Annotated in this window: 15 protein-coding genes, 4 tRNA genes and 1 other annotated feature; of the genes, 1 reads left to right on the top strand and 18 read right to left on the bottom strand. The window is 39.1% G+C overall.

What is annotated here, in order from left to right:
- Nucleotides 1-21: 21 nt before the first annotated feature.
- Nucleotides 22-216: a binding site (T-box leader), on the bottom strand.
- 113 nt (nucleotides 217-329) lie between these two features.
- The 13 genes from AB986_RS00310 to AB986_RS00250 form a co-directional block, all read right to left on the bottom strand.
- Nucleotides 330-1,349 (bottom strand): ThiF family adenylyltransferase, encoded by a 1,020-nt coding sequence (locus AB986_RS00310; RefSeq protein WP_048308898.1) that lies wholly within the window; start codon nucleotides 1,347-1,349, stop codon nucleotides 330-332.
- Nucleotides 1,350-1,949: a molybdenum cofactor guanylyltransferase gene (gene mobA, locus AB986_RS00305; RefSeq protein WP_048308897.1), complete on the bottom strand. Its 600-nt coding sequence runs from the start codon at nucleotides 1,947-1,949 to the stop codon at nucleotides 1,350-1,352.
- Nucleotides 1,946-2,716: a DUF92 domain-containing protein gene (locus AB986_RS00300; RefSeq protein ID WP_053215984.1), complete on the bottom strand. Its 771-nt coding sequence runs from the start codon at nucleotides 2,714-2,716 to the stop codon at nucleotides 1,946-1,948. The genes mobA and AB986_RS00300 overlap by 4 nt, the downstream gene beginning before the upstream one ends.
- A complete protein-coding gene (locus AB986_RS00295) occupies nucleotides 2,716-3,282 on the bottom strand; it encodes a 5-formyltetrahydrofolate cyclo-ligase (protein WP_048308895.1) in 567 nt (188 codons plus the stop codon). Before AB986_RS00295 ends, AB986_RS00300 begins: the two co-directional genes overlap by 1 nt.
- 72 nt (nucleotides 3,283-3,354) lie before the next feature.
- The gene (gene rpmG / locus AB986_RS00290; RefSeq protein WP_048308894.1) at nucleotides 3,355-3,504 is read right to left on the bottom strand and encodes a 50S ribosomal protein L33; all 150 of its coding nucleotides are present in this window, start codon (nucleotides 3,502-3,504) and stop codon (nucleotides 3,355-3,357) included.
- A gap of 76 nt (nucleotides 3,505-3,580) precedes the next feature.
- Nucleotides 3,581-5,560, bottom strand: a complete 1,980-nt coding sequence (locus tag AB986_RS00285) for a glycoside hydrolase family 15 protein (protein WP_048308893.1) — start codon at nucleotides 5,558-5,560, stop codon at nucleotides 3,581-3,583.
- Between the two features lie 113 nt (nucleotides 5,561-5,673).
- On the bottom strand, nucleotides 5,674-6,333 hold the full coding sequence (gene phoU / locus AB986_RS00280; RefSeq protein WP_048308892.1) for a phosphate signaling complex protein PhoU: 660 nt from the start codon (nucleotides 6,331-6,333) through the stop codon (nucleotides 5,674-5,676).
- 22 nt (nucleotides 6,334-6,355) lie between these two features.
- On the bottom strand, nucleotides 6,356-7,177 hold the full coding sequence (gene pstB / locus AB986_RS00275) for a phosphate ABC transporter ATP-binding protein PstB (protein WP_236690283.1): 822 nt from the start codon (nucleotides 7,175-7,177) through the stop codon (nucleotides 6,356-6,358).
- Between the two features lie 42 nt (nucleotides 7,178-7,219).
- The gene (gene pstA / locus AB986_RS00270) at nucleotides 7,220-8,098 is read right to left on the bottom strand and encodes a phosphate ABC transporter permease PstA (RefSeq protein ID WP_048308891.1); all 879 of its coding nucleotides are present in this window, start codon (nucleotides 8,096-8,098) and stop codon (nucleotides 7,220-7,222) included.
- Nucleotides 8,098-9,030 (bottom strand): phosphate ABC transporter permease subunit PstC, encoded by a 933-nt coding sequence (pstC, locus tag AB986_RS00265; RefSeq protein WP_048308890.1) that lies wholly within the window; start codon nucleotides 9,028-9,030, stop codon nucleotides 8,098-8,100. Before pstC ends, pstA begins: the two co-directional genes overlap by 1 nt.
- Before the next feature lie 79 nt (nucleotides 9,031-9,109).
- Nucleotides 9,110-10,069 carry a PstS family phosphate ABC transporter substrate-binding protein gene (locus tag AB986_RS00260; protein WP_048308889.1) on the bottom strand — a complete coding sequence of 320 codons (960 nt, stop codon included), beginning with the start codon at nucleotides 10,067-10,069 and terminating at the stop codon, nucleotides 9,110-9,112.
- A 277-nt stretch (nucleotides 10,070-10,346) separates the two neighbouring features.
- Nucleotides 10,347-12,374 carry a peptidoglycan D,D-transpeptidase FtsI family protein gene (locus AB986_RS00255; RefSeq protein WP_236690282.1) on the bottom strand — a complete coding sequence of 676 codons (2,028 nt, stop codon included), beginning with the start codon at nucleotides 12,372-12,374 and terminating at the stop codon, nucleotides 10,347-10,349.
- Nucleotides 12,375-12,484: 110 nt separating this feature from the next.
- Complete coding sequence (locus AB986_RS00250; protein ID WP_048308888.1) at nucleotides 12,485-13,735, bottom strand: MFS transporter; 1,251 nt, start codon at nucleotides 13,733-13,735, stop codon at nucleotides 12,485-12,487.
- A 101-nt stretch (nucleotides 13,736-13,836) separates the two neighbouring features.
- On the opposite strand from AB986_RS00250, the gene AB986_RS00245 reads away from it, so the two are divergent.
- On the top strand, nucleotides 13,837-14,127 hold the full coding sequence (locus tag AB986_RS00245; RefSeq protein ID WP_048308887.1) for a hypothetical protein: 291 nt from the start codon (nucleotides 13,837-13,839) through the stop codon (nucleotides 14,125-14,127).
- Nucleotides 14,128-14,171: 44 nt separating this feature from the next.
- Here the strand turns inward: AB986_RS00245 and AB986_RS00240 are convergent, their stop codons facing one another.
- From AB986_RS00240 to AB986_RS00220, 5 genes are all read right to left on the bottom strand, one after another.
- Entirely contained in the window at nucleotides 14,172-14,783 is a 612-nt protein-coding gene (locus tag AB986_RS00240) for a superoxide dismutase (RefSeq protein WP_048308886.1), read from the bottom strand.
- Between the two features lie 235 nt (nucleotides 14,784-15,018).
- Nucleotides 15,019-15,094 (bottom strand) — tRNA-Phe (locus tag AB986_RS00235).
- A 186-nt stretch (nucleotides 15,095-15,280) separates the two neighbouring features.
- A tRNA-Met gene (locus tag AB986_RS00230) sits at nucleotides 15,281-15,357 on the bottom strand.
- A 61-nt stretch (nucleotides 15,358-15,418) separates the two neighbouring features.
- Nucleotides 15,419-15,511 (bottom strand) — tRNA-Ser (locus tag AB986_RS00225).
- Nucleotides 15,512-15,521: 10 nt separating this feature from the next.
- Nucleotides 15,522-15,598 (bottom strand) — tRNA-Ile (locus tag AB986_RS00220).
- Nucleotides 15,599-15,606: the final 8 nt, after the last annotated feature.

The raw sequence follows: 15,606 nt of genomic DNA, 5'->3' as shown, positions 1-15,606 counted from the left end.
TAAAAAAAGCCCTTCAATAATTGAAGGGACGAACGAATTCGCGGTACCACCCTTTTTGACAGTATTTACTGTCCACCTTGGATCCTCTATAGCGTGAGGACAACGACAAAGTTCATTAGATGTAAATTCACTTCTAGATGCCCTGATTCTCACCATCCATCAGGTCTCTGCTACTGCCCTCTATTAGAAGCTACTCGTCTAACTCATCACTTTTATACTTTTATGCTTTTGTGCGTTTAAGTAACATTGTTATTTTATAACCGATCTGTAACTCTGTCAAGATGTATACTTTCATAGAAAATGCATCAGCCATATGGCTGATGCATTTTCTACATTCCTATATACCTTGCGTACAAGGCTTTTGCTCTTCCACTGTCCTCTGTGCCCTGAATGAGAACACGACCGTCTGGAAATAGCACAAGTCTTTCTCCCTCTTCCAACTGAACCCTGAGGAGAAAGGGTGTCTTCTTAACGGTTGTTGTTTTCTCGAGTTTTGTTGCCCACTTTTGTAAATCAAACTGAGGTTCAAGATGAATTTGAATCGTTTCTCTTCCACACAACGATGTTACTTCTTGCCTACCGCCTCCCTGTAATGCTGGGTATTCGCGCTTTTGACAAGTAGGGCACCCTTCTTTTGGGGTAGAGAATTTCATAGCGTAACGATGATTATTCCAAATATCCATCGTTAGTAAACTACGATGAAGTTGATCATGCGCTCCTGACACATATTTCATAATTTCAGTTACCTGATAGGATGCGATCATATCAACAATAGGTGAAATGACACCAATCGTGTCACACGTTTCACCTGACGATCCTTCCCCACTCTGTATAAAGCAACGAAGACATGGGGTTTCTTCAGGTACAAACAAAGCGGTCATACCACGAGAGCTTACAGCACCACCATACACAAATGGAATGTTTTCCTTAAAACAAGCATCATTTAGTAGAAAACGAGTTGAAAAGTTATCTGTTCCGTCCATTACAAAATCAATTCCGTCAAGGAGATCCATGATGTTCCCAGCGTTTACGTCAGCTGTTACCGCATCAATCGTAACGGAAGAGTTCATCTTTTCAAGTTTTTTCTTTGCCGCAACCGTTTTGGGTAACGAAGCTGCTACATCTTCCTCATCAAAGAGCATTTGTCTTTGCAAATTGCTTTGCTCTACATAATCGCGATCAACAATTCTTACGTAACCAAACCCTGCTCGGACAAGATGATTCGCAATTGCGGTTCCAAGTGCTCCCATCCCAACAATTAATGCGCTTGATTGACTAAACTGATTTTGTCCCTCTTCTCCAATAGGTGAAAAAAGCATTTGCCGTGAGTATCGTTTAAAGTCTCCCATCTAGTCGATCCCCTTCTGAATAGTCTCGTATTCTTCAGTTGTATTTACATTCATAAAATGTCGTTGATTCGATGCATTAACAGAAACATAATGCACCTTAATTTCATGGAGTAAATCCGTCATTCGCTTTCGTTCATCTTGCAAATGATGTTTAATTACATTCTCACAAGAAGCATGGTAGATTGCGCACAGCGGCTGAATTCTTCCATTCTCTACTGGAACAATAGCCATTGCATCTGGATGAAGCATTAATTCATCAATTAACATGGTAATAAGACCTTCTGTTAGAAAAGGCATATCACATGCGATCGTAACGAAATAATCACCTTCCGTCCTTTCCATAGCAGAATAAATACCTGCAAGAGGGCCCATACCGTCAAATGAATCAACATCCGTTAACAATGTCACTCGATCGCCCTCGCCAATACTAAATTGTTTCATCAAATCATTTTTTGTAACGATAGCTGTTTCACTTACAAGTGGAAGAAGTTGATTCAAAACAATGCGATAAAATGGTAAACCATTTAATGTTGCGAAAACTTTAGGTGAGCCAAACCTTCTCGATTCCCCACCAGCAAGTATTAGGCCATTGATTTTCATATAAACCAAAACCCTCCCGAAAATCCACCGATAATGGATGAAATAAAGTTAACAACATCGTTATTTAATCCCGAGAATCCTTTTGTTCTAAGGGTAGCGGTTTGACAATGTTCATGACGTTCAGTATTAATTCCACACACTCGGCATCGAAACTCTTCTTGAAAGGACGCACCAATTAGTGTATCAAACTGACAACCTATGAACCCACCAAGTGTTACGAATAGTAAAAGTGTAATAGATCCCTCAAAAACGAAAGTACCTATACTTCCAATCAACAATGCTCCAAGAAAAGAAGCCGTTACTCCGAACAAACTAACTGCGCCAGATGTACCAGCGGGAACAAACTGTCTTGTCTTAATGTGAAATGGTGAACGCTTCGATAGAACGCCTAGCTCAGAAGCCCAAGTATCGGAATTAGAAGCTGCAAGGGCTGCTAGAAAAAATCCCAACCACCAGTTAGATGGAAAGAACGCCATCATAATACCGGCAAACGCAGCAGCTCCCCCGTTTGCCATTACCTGATACTGATCCCTAGCTGATCCCTTTTCTACAATATCTTCTATCGCTTCTTTTTTCCTTGCTTTGTATTTACTCCACACAGTCGAAGATAAGAAGAAAACTCCAAGTAATAAAAGCCCTTTCCATTCAAAGCCATATGCTATTAAAGTCCCAACAATCGTTGCAGCAATCGCTCCACCCTTTGTTAGGGAATTCACTTTATATCCTATAAAACCTGTTATTCCACTCAACAAGAAGTATAGAAGCATCATCTGACGCTTAGAAGTTGTTCATTTGTAATAATCGCTTGCACAGGAATATCAAAAGATTCAACTGGAACTGAATCCACTAATTGAAATTCATAGGCAAGAGAAACTGTTGCGTTAGGATAATTCTGCAAGAATCGATCATAGAATCCTCCACCAAATCCAATTCTATATCCTTTTTGATCAAAAATGAGGCCTGGGACAACTAGTAAATCGATCTCATGAGTATGACAAATGATTGTCTCTTCTGGCTTAGGTTCTTTCAAACCAAAGTATACGGTTTCTAGTTGATTCCACTCGGTTAAGTAATAAAAGGTCATCTGCTTTGACTTTGGATCGCATTTTGGTACAGCTACTTTCTTTCCTTCTGACCAAGCCGCTTCAATTATGCTCTTCGTATTGACTTCATTTTTCATTGCAATTGTTAACCCAATCGTTTCTGATCTTAAATAATGTTTATATGTAAAAAGTTGTTCTTTGATTTCGTTATCGAGTTTTTCTTTTTCATTTGGAGTTATTTCATTTAATCGCGCTTTCATATTTGTACGCCATTCGTGTTTTGATTGCACATTCATTCCCCCTACTTACATTTAGTTTAACGGATAATATGCAAATAAAAAAGCAGTAGGATATCCTACTGCTTACTTTGTTTCACGGTGTAACGTTTGCTTTTTAAGTCTTGGGCTGTATTTTTTAAGTTCAAGACGATCAGGGTTAGTACGTTTGTTCTTAGTCGTGATGTAGTTACGATCGCCTGTCTCAGTGCAAGCCAATGTAATTTGTACGCGCATGAATATCCCTCCAAATCCTATCAAACTGTTCATTTAACAACATACTTCATCATGATAACAAACAAATGTTATTCAATCAAGTTGTTTTTCTTGATAACTCTTCATATTTTTCAAGATAATCTTTAACAACATCAACATAAGTTGCATGCGACCAGGTAAGCGGGGCCACTGAAAGCGGCTTCCCCGTATATGGATGAACCTGCTCTGGTAGTATACCACTTGACAGCGCTTGTTTAAATACCCAACTAATATGGCCCTTTGCTTCACCTAATTGTTCAATCGATTCAGCACGAGCAATTTTCCATTTAGCAATCCAGAGCGTACAAATTACCCATGGATTACCAGGAACTTCTTCAACATTCTGTGATTGTTGAAAATAATAATCACTCACATACCGAGCTACTCCACCGATACTTGTATTGACAGTTAATCGCTTTTCAACTTCTTCCATAGTACGAACAATTCGAGCATCGTCAGCCTGGAAAACACCGAAAGCAAACAGTCCGAAAACACTGCTCTCAATTGTATAGTCCTTCGTTACTTCTCCTGTTTCGTTATTCGTATAAAGTCCTCTAATAAAGCAAGCACAATCACTATCGTATAGATGCGTTTCGATACCGTTCTTGATCCGCTCTGCTCCTTCGTAATAACTGTCTGCTCGGTCGTCTTCTCCAAACAACCTTGCAAACGAATGGGCAGCCATCAATCCACCGTAACAAGCTGCAGACGTGAAACTAAATATTCCGAACCGCTCTTCCCAAAGATCATAGGACGGCAAAGGTAAATTTAGGTTCTCATCCATGAACTCAAGTAAAAATTTCGCAGCTGGTCTTACTAGAAATTTATATAGAGACTGTGCGAATTCAATGTCCCCTGTAGATTTGTAATGCTCCCAAAATGCCCATAATACAAGACCCGTTTCATCTTCCTGAATAGGTAGCTGTGAATGTTTTGATCGATCAATATAAGGATGCCAGCTTGACCCTACTGACCCATCTGGGTTGTATTTATGATGCAAATAGCCTTCCTTTGAAAGAAGTTCAGCACAACATCGATAGAAGTTCGACACCATCCCATGGTAACCCGCCTTTGACATAGCAGAAGCAATCAATGCACCATCTCTTGGCCACATGTAGCTATAGTGATCTCGATTGTAGTGCAAGATATCTGAATCATTCGCCGCTATTATTGTACCGTTCTGATTTGTTTGCGTACGCACAATAAGCAAACTTCGTTTATATAGTGAAAGGAGCGCTTGATCCAAATCTGATTCTGGTAGCACTGATTTGTTTACCCAGCGGTTCCAGTACATCCTAATCTTTTCAACAGTTAGAAGAGTACCAATTTCACTTACATATTCATGAATGTTACTTACTTCTTCTTTCGTTCTCCCAACCGTCATCCAGTAGTACGCTGTTTTCTTACTATTGGCCTCTAGTATTGTTTCAAGAGAGAACGTACTATCGACAGATCCCTGTGCAATTGGGTTTGCGTGTAGATGTCCATCCTCGGCATCCCGCCACGTGCCTTCCGCTGCCTGAAATCGTTTCACACCTGTTGTGTATTGTTTAATTCCCGTCTCATCAAATTCCCCATTAAATAGAAAGTAGCGATACCGCTTATAATGGATAACAGATTTCGTATCAGGACAGTAATATGCTGTATCTCCAACTTCTGTTTCATAGATATTTAAATCCTGATGGAAAAAAAGTCTAACTTCACGGCTTTGATTCTCTAAATTATGAACAGTAATCTTACGAATCATTAACATTTCCCTCTGATGAACGCCTTCTTCAAATATCAGTTTAAGACCAAGATGAGGATGATAAGCCGTACTATAGGTCACAAGCGTGTCCTGATCATAATCAGGATGAATTTCCCATTCAGATGAGTGGAGCCATGAGAATTTACCATCGACCCAAACGCCAATCCGATTTGCATGTCCCTGTACATGATTCTGCTGTCCTACATATGGATAGTAAATATCCCTTATTTGTAAAAACTGATCCATATTAATAAGCAGTTGCCCATTTCCAATAACTAAATGTCTTGGCATCTAAACGCCCCCCTGTCAATCTCCTACATTAGTGTATTGCAGAAATGGACAGGTCATTACTATGGTTTTCATAAAAAAACCACATTCCAAATGGAATGTGGTTCCCTACATTATTAAGCATTCAAGTCGTAACGTTTGCCTTTAACAACGTAAATGACACTTTCAGAGATGTTCGTACAGTGATCTCCAATTCGCTCGATGTAGCGACAAATAAAGGATAGCTGTTGAATTTGACTAACACTTTCAGGATGCTTTGTCATCAGTTCTAGTAATTCTTTCACAAGGCGACCGTACATGTTATCAATTTCATCATCTGCATCTGCAACTGCCATCGCTTGGTTAACATCCTCATCGTAGAATGATGCGAGTACTTCTCTCAACATATTATTCGCTTTCTGAGCTAGTGCAGGGATTTCCTCAATAGGTTTCACGAAAGGTTTATCACCGATCCTGATGATAGACTTCGCGATATTAACTGCAAGATCCCCAACGCGCTCAACATCAGTCGTAATCTTCAATGCTGAGATCAATCGTCTAAGGTCAGTGGCAAGAGGCTGTTCTTTAGCAATGAGCCAAATGGCTCTTTCGTTAATTTCCTCTTCAAGTCGATTGATTTTATTGTCATTTTCAATGATTTCGAGTGCTTTATCAACATCTTGATTTTTAAGTGCTGTAATGGCTTCATCAACAGAAATTTGTGCTAAAGATCCCAGTTCAAGTAGCTGTGATTTGATTTCGTCTAATTGTTCCTGAAAATTTTCTCTAACTACCATGTATGCTCACCCCCGAGTAATATTAACCGAAACGACCTGTAATATAATCTTCTGTGCGTTTGTCAGAAGGGTTTGAGAACAACTGATTCGTATCAGAGTACTCAACTACCTCTCCGTTTAAGAAGAATGCAGTTTTATCAGAAATACGAGCAGCCTGCTGCATGTTATGCGTCACAATAATAATGCTGAATTCCTTTTTCAATTCCTGTACAAGCTCTTCTACTTTCAGTGTTGAAATTGGGTCAAGCGCAGAAGTTGGTTCATCCATGAGAATAACATCTGGTTCAATTGCAAGACAGCGTGCGATACAGAGACGTTGTTGCTGACCACCTGAAAGTCCATAAGCATTCTCGTTTAAACGATCTTTAACTTCTTCCCAAAGAGCAGCACCTTTAAGGCTTTTCTCCACAATTTCATCTAAAATCTTCTTGTTTTTAATACCATGGATCTTTGGACCATAAACAACATTTTCATAAATTGATTTTGGAAATGGATTCGGTTTCTGAAAAACCATTCCTACTTTTGTGCGAAGATCTTCCACTTTGTACTTGTTCTCAAAGATGTTCTTCCCGCGATAGTTGATGTCACCAGACATTCTCACAATTGGGACCATTTCTACCATGCGGTTAAGTGCTTTAATAAAAGTTGATTTACCGCAACCTGAAGGGCCGATAATTGCTGTCACTTGCTTCTCAGGAATATCGAATTTAATATCCTTTAGCGCCTGATCCTTACCATACCAGAGGTTGAAATTCTCAATGCTATAGACTGTATTGACTTCTTTTTTCTTTTCTTCAGGACGTGGAGCTTTTACAACCTTCTTTTCATCCATAATTGTCTTCATGATCAAAATCCCCTTTACTTGATGATGAGAGCATCTATTCTCTTATAATCGTTTTGAAAATTTATTTCGAATTAGGACCGCAATGGAGTTCATGATAAGAAGCATTGCTAATAATACTATAATACCAGCTGCAGCAACATCATGGAATTCGGTTTGCGGACGACTTGTCCAGTTAAATATTTGAATAGGCATAACAGTAAACCCAGATAATAAATTCTCAGGTAAATACGCCACAAACGTAAGCGCACCAATCATGAGAAGTGGCGCTGTTTCACCGATAGCACGCGATAACGCTAGGATTCCTCCAGTCAGAATTCCTGGTATTGCAGCAGGTAAGACGACTTTTTTAATCGTTTGCCACTTTGTTGCACCCATAGCATATGATGCTTCACGTAATTCTTTCGGTACAGAACGAACTGCCTCCTGAGCTGCTACAACAATGATTGGCAAGATTAGCAAACTCATCGTTAAACCACCCGCTAGGACACTTCTACCCATTTCAAGCATTCTTACAAAGACAGTTAGTCCAAGTAAACCAAACACAATTGATGGAACACCAGCTAGGTTTGAAATATTAATTTGAATAAACGTCGTAAAACGGTTCTTCTTTGCGTATTCCTCAAGGTATATCGCTGTTCCTACTCCGATTATCAATGACACTGGAGCAATAACGGCCATTAGCCATAAAGATCCAAAGAAAGCTGCTTTAATCCCTGCTTTTTCTGGGAATCTGGAAGCGAAGTTTTGGAAGAATTGTAAGTCCAGATAACCAATTCCTTGAGTCAATATCCGATATAGCAAGATAACAAGAACGACTAACGCAAAAATTGTTGTTCCAAAGAAAACACCTTTAAGAACTTTATTTTGCTTGAGTCTAGTTTGCATTCTACTTTTGACTTTTGCCTGATCAACTAATTGCATTAGTATTCCTCCCTGAATCTACGAGAAATATATTGAGCAACAAGGTTCATAATGAGTGTAAATAAAAACAGCGTCATACCAACAGCGTAAATGCTGTAGTAAATCGTTGTTCCGAACCCTGCGTCACCAAGACTCACCTGTACAATATATGAAGTCATCGTTTGGATAGACTCTGTCACATCAAGTGTAAGTTTTGGTGTTGCCCCACCTGCTACCGTTACAATCATCGTCTCCCCAATTGCACGAGATATCGCAAGTACAACTGAAGCGATGATTCCTGAGAGTGCTGCTGGAAGAACAACTTTAACAGCAACTTCAAAACGTGTTGCACCTAAACCGAGAGCTCCTTCACGGATTGCATTTGGCACAGAGCTCATTGCATCTTCCGAAAGTGAAGCAATCATAGGAATAATCATGATACCAACTACAATTCCTGGGCTTAGTGCATTAAAAACAGGTAAACTTGGAATAACATTTTGTAGAACGGGAGTGACAAAGGTTAAAGCGAAGAAACCATACACAATTGTTGGAATTCCTGCTAAAACTTCTAAAATCGGTTTAATGATTCGTCTAACTCGATCAGTTGCATATTCACTCAAATAAATGGCTGCTCCAAGTCCAAATGGCACTGCAACAAGCATAGCAATACCAGTAATCAAAAGAGTTCCTGAGATCAATGGCCAAATGCCATAGTCTGGATCACTTTCAAAAAACGGATACCAATCTTTACTTGTAAAATATTCAATAACAGATACTTGGCTAAAGAAAGTAATTGTTTCAACGATTAATGTAAATACGATTCCAAGTGTTGTTAATACCGATATGATTGCACATATCAGTAATATCCCTGGAACAATTTTTTCAACAATTTTCGAACGAGACTGTTGTTTCTCTTTTTTATCTTTTATCATCTGACGAATTGACCCTTGCATTTATTACTCCCCCTCACAAAAGAGCAAAACAGGATAAAGTGAGGAGTTCTAACTCCTCACTAAACTGTTTCATTTAATATTACTTACCAGCGATTTCGTTTAGCTTGTCCAATGCTTCAGTGTATTTCTCTTCAGGAAGTGCTACATAACCAACAGCCTCGGCCATGTCACCAGCATTTTCAAAAGTATACTTAGCAAAGTCATTTACTGCTTGTTTATCTTTAACAGACGAATGCTTAATATAAGTGTACATTGGACGAGAAAGTGGTTCGTATGTGCCATCTTGAATTGTTTCAGCGTTAGGCTCAATAGCTTCGCCTTCACCGTTTACAATTGGTACTACATTAAGATTTTCTTTATTTTCAAGGTAGTATGCATATCCAAAGAATGCCATTCCATTCTTAGAACCAGTCACACCATTCACAAGAACATTATCATCTTCAGAAAGCGTTGCTTCCTTATTCATTTGCTCTTCTTCAAGAACGACTTCGTTGAAGTAGTCGTACGTACCAGAGTCAGTACCAGGGCTAAATAGCACGATTTTTTCTTCTGGCCATTCAGAGTTAATATCACTCCACATTGTTGCTTCGCCTAACCAAATTTTCTGAAGTTCTTCAATAGTAAGCTGGTTTACCCAGTCGTTTTCTTTGTTTACTACGATTGAAAGACCATCTTTAGCGACTTCAAACTCAGTGAAATCAATACCTGCTTCTTCAAGTGCTTTCACTTCTTCTTCTTTAATAGGACGAGAAGCGTTACTCATGTCAGTTTCTCCAGCTGAGAATTTCTCGAATCCACCGCCAGTACCGGATACACCAACGCTTACCTTAACATCAGGTTGTGCAGAAGCATATTCTTCAGCAACAGCTTCCATAATTGGAAATACTGTAGAAGATCCGTCCATCAATACATCTCCGGATACTTTATCAGAAGACTCTTCACCGTTACCGCCATTGCCTTCGCTATTATTTCCGCAAGCTGCTGCGAAAACTAACACCATCGACATAACTAGCATAAGCATAATGCCTTTGAACTTCATGTGATTTCCCCCTAAATGGATGTTTGTACTGTGAATGGTGAGATGCCGTTACTCATCTCTCTCACAAGTCATAGAATACAGCCCAGATATTAATGACATATAAACCGAATGTAAAGAAATTGTAAAGACGTGTAGGAAAACGTTTTAATTTGTCTTTTTCTGGGGACTTAGGGATATTTATATACATTCAGATTATGAATTTATTAATAACAGAGATGCATCTCCCCTTAATGTGTCCCCTGATATATAAAAAAACCGCTTTTCAGCGGTTTTCTTCTTAATCCAAATCTTCTTTTTTGGTTTCTTCATAGTTTTTTGGCTTCTTGGCTTCATCTTTTAAATCAAAGTAAGCATCAAGAATACGTCCACCGATCTTTTTGTTAACTTTACCAGAAGTTGAATCATTTAATTCTGGAACAACAACAGAAAAAGCTACTTCAGGATTCTCATATGGAGCGTAACCAACAAGAGTGAGGTTATAATCATCACCTATCTGAGCCGTACCAGTTTTTCCGGCTGCCACATAATCATTACTCTCGAAATATGATCCTGATCTTGCTGTTCCTTCCTTGGTGTTCATAACCATCCACATTCCTCGTTGTACATGTTCTACTTTATCTTCACTCATTTTTATTTTATTCAACAATTTAGGTGTGTGTTGATAAAGAACTGTATTGGATAAATTTTCTTTATCAGATGGTTCATGCACTTCTTTTAGGAGATGGGGTTCAATACGATATCCATCGTTAGCAATAGTTGATATATATTGAGCCATTTGAACAGGTGTATACGTATCATATTGTCCAATTGAAAAATCAAGAATCTTACCAAAATCATTAGAACCACCACTCAAACCAGAACTTTCTCCTGGTAAATCGATACCTGTTTTGACCCCCAGACCAAACTGAGAGAAGGATTCCCTAAATTCATTATAAGCTGTAGGGTCATAGCTACTGCTTTCATATGGTGCATAATCATATTCTGCCATCATCATAGCAATTTTCCACATATAAACGTTTGAAGATCTCTGTAACGCCACTAGATCTGTAATTGGCCCCATTGCATTTGCAGTATAGGAAGATTTTTTACCTTCATCTTTAAAATACAATACTTCGTCTCTTAGTACTGTATTTGGTTTAATTACGTCATATTGATATCCGGTTAAAACTGTAGCTCCCTTTACAGTGGACCCCATGGCATAAGCGTCACCAATAACGCCAAACGTTCGATCTTTAAATTCACCTTTGCTATATTCTTTACCTGCAAGAGAAAGAATCTCGCCAGTTTCAGGATCCATCATGACTACATAACCACGAGTAGCTCCATATTGTCTGGCATCACGTAATTCTTCATCTAGAATTTTTTCTACTTCTTGTTGCAAATCAATATCAAGAGATAGAACCAAGTCATTTCCTCGTTTACCTTCAATTACTTCGGGCTCACCAATTGGTTCCCCTGATTTATCAGTAACATACGTAAGCTTTTCTTTTTGGCCTTTTAAATACTCTTCATATTCTTTCTCAAGATAGCTAATACCAACTTGGTCGTTTCGTTCATAATCTCTTAGTCCGTAATAGCTAAGTTCATCGCGAGGAATCGGTCCTACATTCCCAAAGATTGTCTGAAGTGTATCTCCATATGGATACTCTCGTGTCGCATCAGCCTGAATTTCGATACCTGGAAGCTCTCCAAGATTTTCACTTATCTTTGCAATTTCATCTTCTGTTAAACCGACTTTGATTGTTTGCGAAGAAAGTGCATACCCATTATCCATCGCTCTTTTGATCGCAGCTACTTCCAACTCAGCAGGATCGTTTTTGATCGTATTTAAATCTTTATCAGAAATGCGCTCAATTTGAAGCTGATAGGCATCACCAGACTCCATCTCTTCCCATTCTTTTTCAGTTAATTTCGCTTTTGCTTCTTCAGGGTTTGCGATAATCCAGTAATCTTTCAAGTCTCGATCAATCACATCATCTGTATCTTTTTCAATGAAGCTAGCTAATTTCTGGGCTAATTCGAGTCTCTCAGCCTGCTTCGTATTTTGCGTTCGAATATATGTAAGCGCAAATTCCGGATTATTGTCTACAAGAACGCGACCGTAACGGTCATACATTTTTCCTCTTGGTGCTGTTGATTCTGCAGTCACATTTTCTGTTTGTTCAGATACACGTTGATATTCTTCACCATTCACGATTTGAATGACTCCCAATCGCAAGATCAACGTAGAGAACAGTAGAAAAACGGATAGAAACAATATATTAAGCCTGAACGGAACATGGCTTTTCTTTTTTGAATGTTTCACGATTAACTCCCCTCCAACACATATAGACACCTGTTGCAGACAGGTGTCCCTCTGTAATCTCTTCTACTAACTATACTTACTGGTGTCACAAAAGTAAAGGGACTAAGGAGCTATTGTAACGCTTCTGGTGGTGATTCTGTTTCTGAAACAGGTTTGCTTTTCAGCTTCCTAATAAACAGATAGATAAACGAATATCCTGCACCTACAATCAACAATAAGATCGGGATACTTTTTGCGTCGTTAAACAAAGAGACAGCGATTAGAAATAGGATGATGGAAACTATCCTGCCTAAATTGAGATATACTTCTCGAACCACAATATATTCTATTCGCATTTCAGCAGCATTCCATGCTTTCCCTATTACATCATACGTTAAAGAAATATATGGTACGAGAAGTAAAGGATAAGCAAGAGAAATACATATTCCATAAACGAGTAGCTTCCCGAAGGTCAAATCAGATATGAGAAGAAAAACAGACGCATAAAGCATAATTCCACCATATAATATAGCTTTTTTTCTAAAGCGCGGTTTAATGAGTCGGGTTGCAAGGTAATAAGCAAGAAAAGCGACTGCTGAATTAACAAGTCCAAACGTTCCAATCGCTAGTTCACTTTCAGTTGTAATAAAGACAAGGACAACAATAATGAAAATAAAAGTCCCCTCTCTAATTCCTTGAAAGAAGTGAGCATGCAATATATTCAACCAGTCTGAATTTGATTTCCTCTCTTGGAACACTCGTCTAAATGAAAATGTGCCTTTTGCGGAGCGTCTTTCTAAGAAGAAACTTAAAATTACAGCCGTGAAAAACAATGCAAGTGAAACCGCAAAAATTACTTTATAGCCTGTAAACGCTTCGAGGCTTGATATTACAAATCCCGCGAAAATCGGTCCAATCATCCCTGCAAATGATGTAAGTAGACCTAGAAACCCATTAAAAAAATCTCTCGTTTCTGGTTCAGTAATCTCAAATGTTAACACATTAAAAGCAAGCCAGTAAAAGCCAAAACCTATACCAAGTAATGCTCCTAGTAAGATCAGTAAGTGACTCGCATTCTGACCTAGAGCTAAGACTGTAATATAGAAAAGTGCAAGAAATATGACCCCTATTCTTAATACAATTACCCTGTCCATTTTCTTCGCCCACTTACCAGCCAGGATAAAGGTTAATGGTTGACTAATTACAGCTGCAAGATTGTAAATGCCTATATCAGTAAACTCACCGGACTGTTTCCACAGGTACACATTTACAAACGTGTTTGAGAGCGCAATGCTCAATGCATATAATCCACCGATTGTAAGCAATAACAATAAATCCTTTGTTACTTCTATATCACCAATCATGTGTTTAATGACTTTCATAGCAAACTCCCCTTTTTTCATCCACCCTTATTTTGTATTAATTCCTGCTCGTTATGCGGATGTTTCAAAAAGGATAAACTGTTTTTGAAAGGGGATATGACATGTTCTGCTTTAAACACCAACACAAATCAATCATTCCTGAAGTTCGAAATCATTTCATTATGACGTTAGAAGAAGTGCTTAACCAACTCAATGGCTATTATGTCTATCACAAAAATCGCCATACCATACTCATTAATAATGACTTGGAAGAACTTATCATTACCATGTCAGACAGGCAAATCCTTATAATAAGCGAGTACGACTTTGAAGACGGCTCTAGCCTTACTGATCTCGTCATTGAAAAGGCACTAGCTATTTTTGGTTCCATTTCTGTTCGAATTGAATACTAAAAACCCCGACAACAGAGTTGTCGGGGTTAATCAATTACCTTTTATTATTTAGCTGCTTCGTAACGCTTAGCAACTTCATCCCAGTTTACAACATTCCAGAATGCGCTGATGTAATCAGGACGTTTGTTTTGATACTTAAGATAATAAGCATGCTCCCAAACATCAAGACCTAGAATAGGTGTAACACCTTCCATTACAGGAGTATCTTGGTTAGGTGTGCTCGTTACTTCAAGTTCGCCGCCTTTAACTACTAGCCATGCCCAGCCTGAGCCGAAGCGTCCAGCAGCAGCGTTAGCGAAATCTTCTTTAAAGCTTTCAAAGCTACCGAATTTCGTTTTAATTGCTTCACTTAAGTTACCTGATGGTTCTCCACCGCCATTTGGGCTTAGAAGTTGCCAGAAAAGTGAGTGGTTTGCATGTCCACCGCCATTGTTTCGAACAGCAGTACGGATGCCTTCAGGTAGAGCATCAAGGTTACCAAGAAGGTCTTCAAGGCTCTTAGATGAGTGGTCTTCATGACCTTCTAGTGCACCATTCAACTTTGTTACATATGCGTTGTGATGCTTGTCGTGGTGGATCTTCATTGTTTCTTCGTCAATATGTGGTTCTAGTGCGTTGTAAGCGTAAGGTAGTTCTGGTAGTTCAAATTTAGCCATTGTGAATCTCCTCCTTAAAATAATATGTAACTTGCTGTCAGGACGGGAATCCCGTCACTAGGACATGACGACGTCACAAGTTTACAGTAGCAGATTTGTCATGCGTTTTCAAATAATAAACATTTGAACTTCCGCAACACATATAGATTTTCCCCGCTATATTTAAAATTAAACATCCGAGTAAAAATAGAAACAAAAAAACTCGTCATAAATGACGAGTGGGATCTTTGTTAAGTGGTGGCTCCGGACGGAATCGAACCGCCGACACGAGGATTTTCAGTCCTCTGCTCTACCGACTGAGCTACAGAGCCGAGGGATCTTCTTAAATGTTAGAGAAAACAAGTTAATCTCTATACAAAGAATGCAATATTATTAATATGTATCGTTCACTTACTCTTGAGTGTATTAGCACCTAAGTTTGAGTCTAGGTTGCCCTAATGGGACTCCGAATTAAGTTTTAACGTAGAAGTTTATTCGACGTAGTCAGAATTTATAATTGGTTGCGGGGGCAGGATTTGAACCTGCGACCTTTGGGTTATGAGCCCAACGAGCTACCGAACTGCTCCACCCCGCGACGATATAAATGAATTAATGTTCCTCTACAAGATAATGCTTCAATGCATTGAAAGAGTAAATGGAGGAGGAAGAGGGATTCGAACCCCCGCGGGCGATTAAGCCCCTGTCGGTTTTCAAGACCGATCCCTTCAGCCAGACTTGGGTATTCCTCCGATATGCATTTGGTGGACCCTGCAGGACTCGAACCTGCGACCGGACGGTTATGAGCCGTCAGCTCTAACCAGCTGAGCTAAGGGTCCTTATGTAA

This window comes from Guptibacillus hwajinpoensis, assembly GCF_001039475.1.
In the GTDB taxonomy this organism is placed as follows: Bacteria; Bacillota; Bacilli; order Bacillales; family Guptibacillaceae; genus Guptibacillus; species Guptibacillus hwajinpoensis.
This window is presented reverse-complemented; position numbering and strand designations above follow the sequence as displayed.

Bases quoted from the DNA above. Each gene is read 5' to 3' on its own strand.
- AB986_RS00310 (WP_048308898.1), bottom strand. From the start codon at position 1,349: ATGGGAGACTTTAAACGATACTCACGGCAAATGCTTTTTTCACCTATT.
- mobA (WP_048308897.1), bottom strand. From the start codon at position 1,949: ATGAAAATCAATGGCCTAATACTTGCTGGTGGGGAATCGAGAAGGTTT.
- AB986_RS00300 (WP_053215984.1), bottom strand. From the start codon at position 2,716: ATGCTTCTATACTTCTTGTTGAGTGGAATAACAGGTTTTATAGGATAT.
- rpmG (WP_048308894.1), bottom strand. From the start codon at position 3,504: ATGCGCGTACAAATTACATTGGCTTGCACTGAGACAGGCGATCGTAAC.
- AB986_RS00285 (WP_048308893.1), bottom strand. From the start codon at position 5,560: ATGCCAAGACATTTAGTTATTGGAAATGGGCAACTGCTTATTAATATG.
- phoU (WP_048308892.1), bottom strand. From the start codon at position 6,333: ATGGTAGTTAGAGAAAATTTTCAGGAACAATTAGACGAAATCAAATCA.
- pstB (WP_236690283.1), bottom strand. From the start codon at position 7,177: ATGAAGACAATTATGGATGAAAAGAAGGTTGTAAAAGCTCCACGTCCT.
- pstA (WP_048308891.1), bottom strand. From the start codon at position 8,098: ATGCAATTAGTTGATCAGGCAAAAGTCAAAAGTAGAATGCAAACTAGA.
- pstC (WP_048308890.1), bottom strand. From the start codon at position 9,030: ATGCAAGGGTCAATTCGTCAGATGATAAAAGATAAAAAAGAGAAACAA.
- AB986_RS00260 (WP_048308889.1), bottom strand. From the start codon at position 10,069: ATGAAGTTCAAAGGCATTATGCTTATGCTAGTTATGTCGATGGTGTTA.
- AB986_RS00250 (WP_048308888.1), bottom strand. From the start codon at position 13,735: ATGAAAGTCATTAAACACATGATTGGTGATATAGAAGTAACAAAGGAT.
- AB986_RS00245 (WP_048308887.1), top strand. From the start codon at position 13,837: ATGTTCTGCTTTAAACACCAACACAAATCAATCATTCCTGAAGTTCGA.
- AB986_RS00240 (WP_048308886.1), bottom strand. From the start codon at position 14,783: ATGGCTAAATTTGAACTACCAGAACTACCTTACGCTTACAACGCACTA.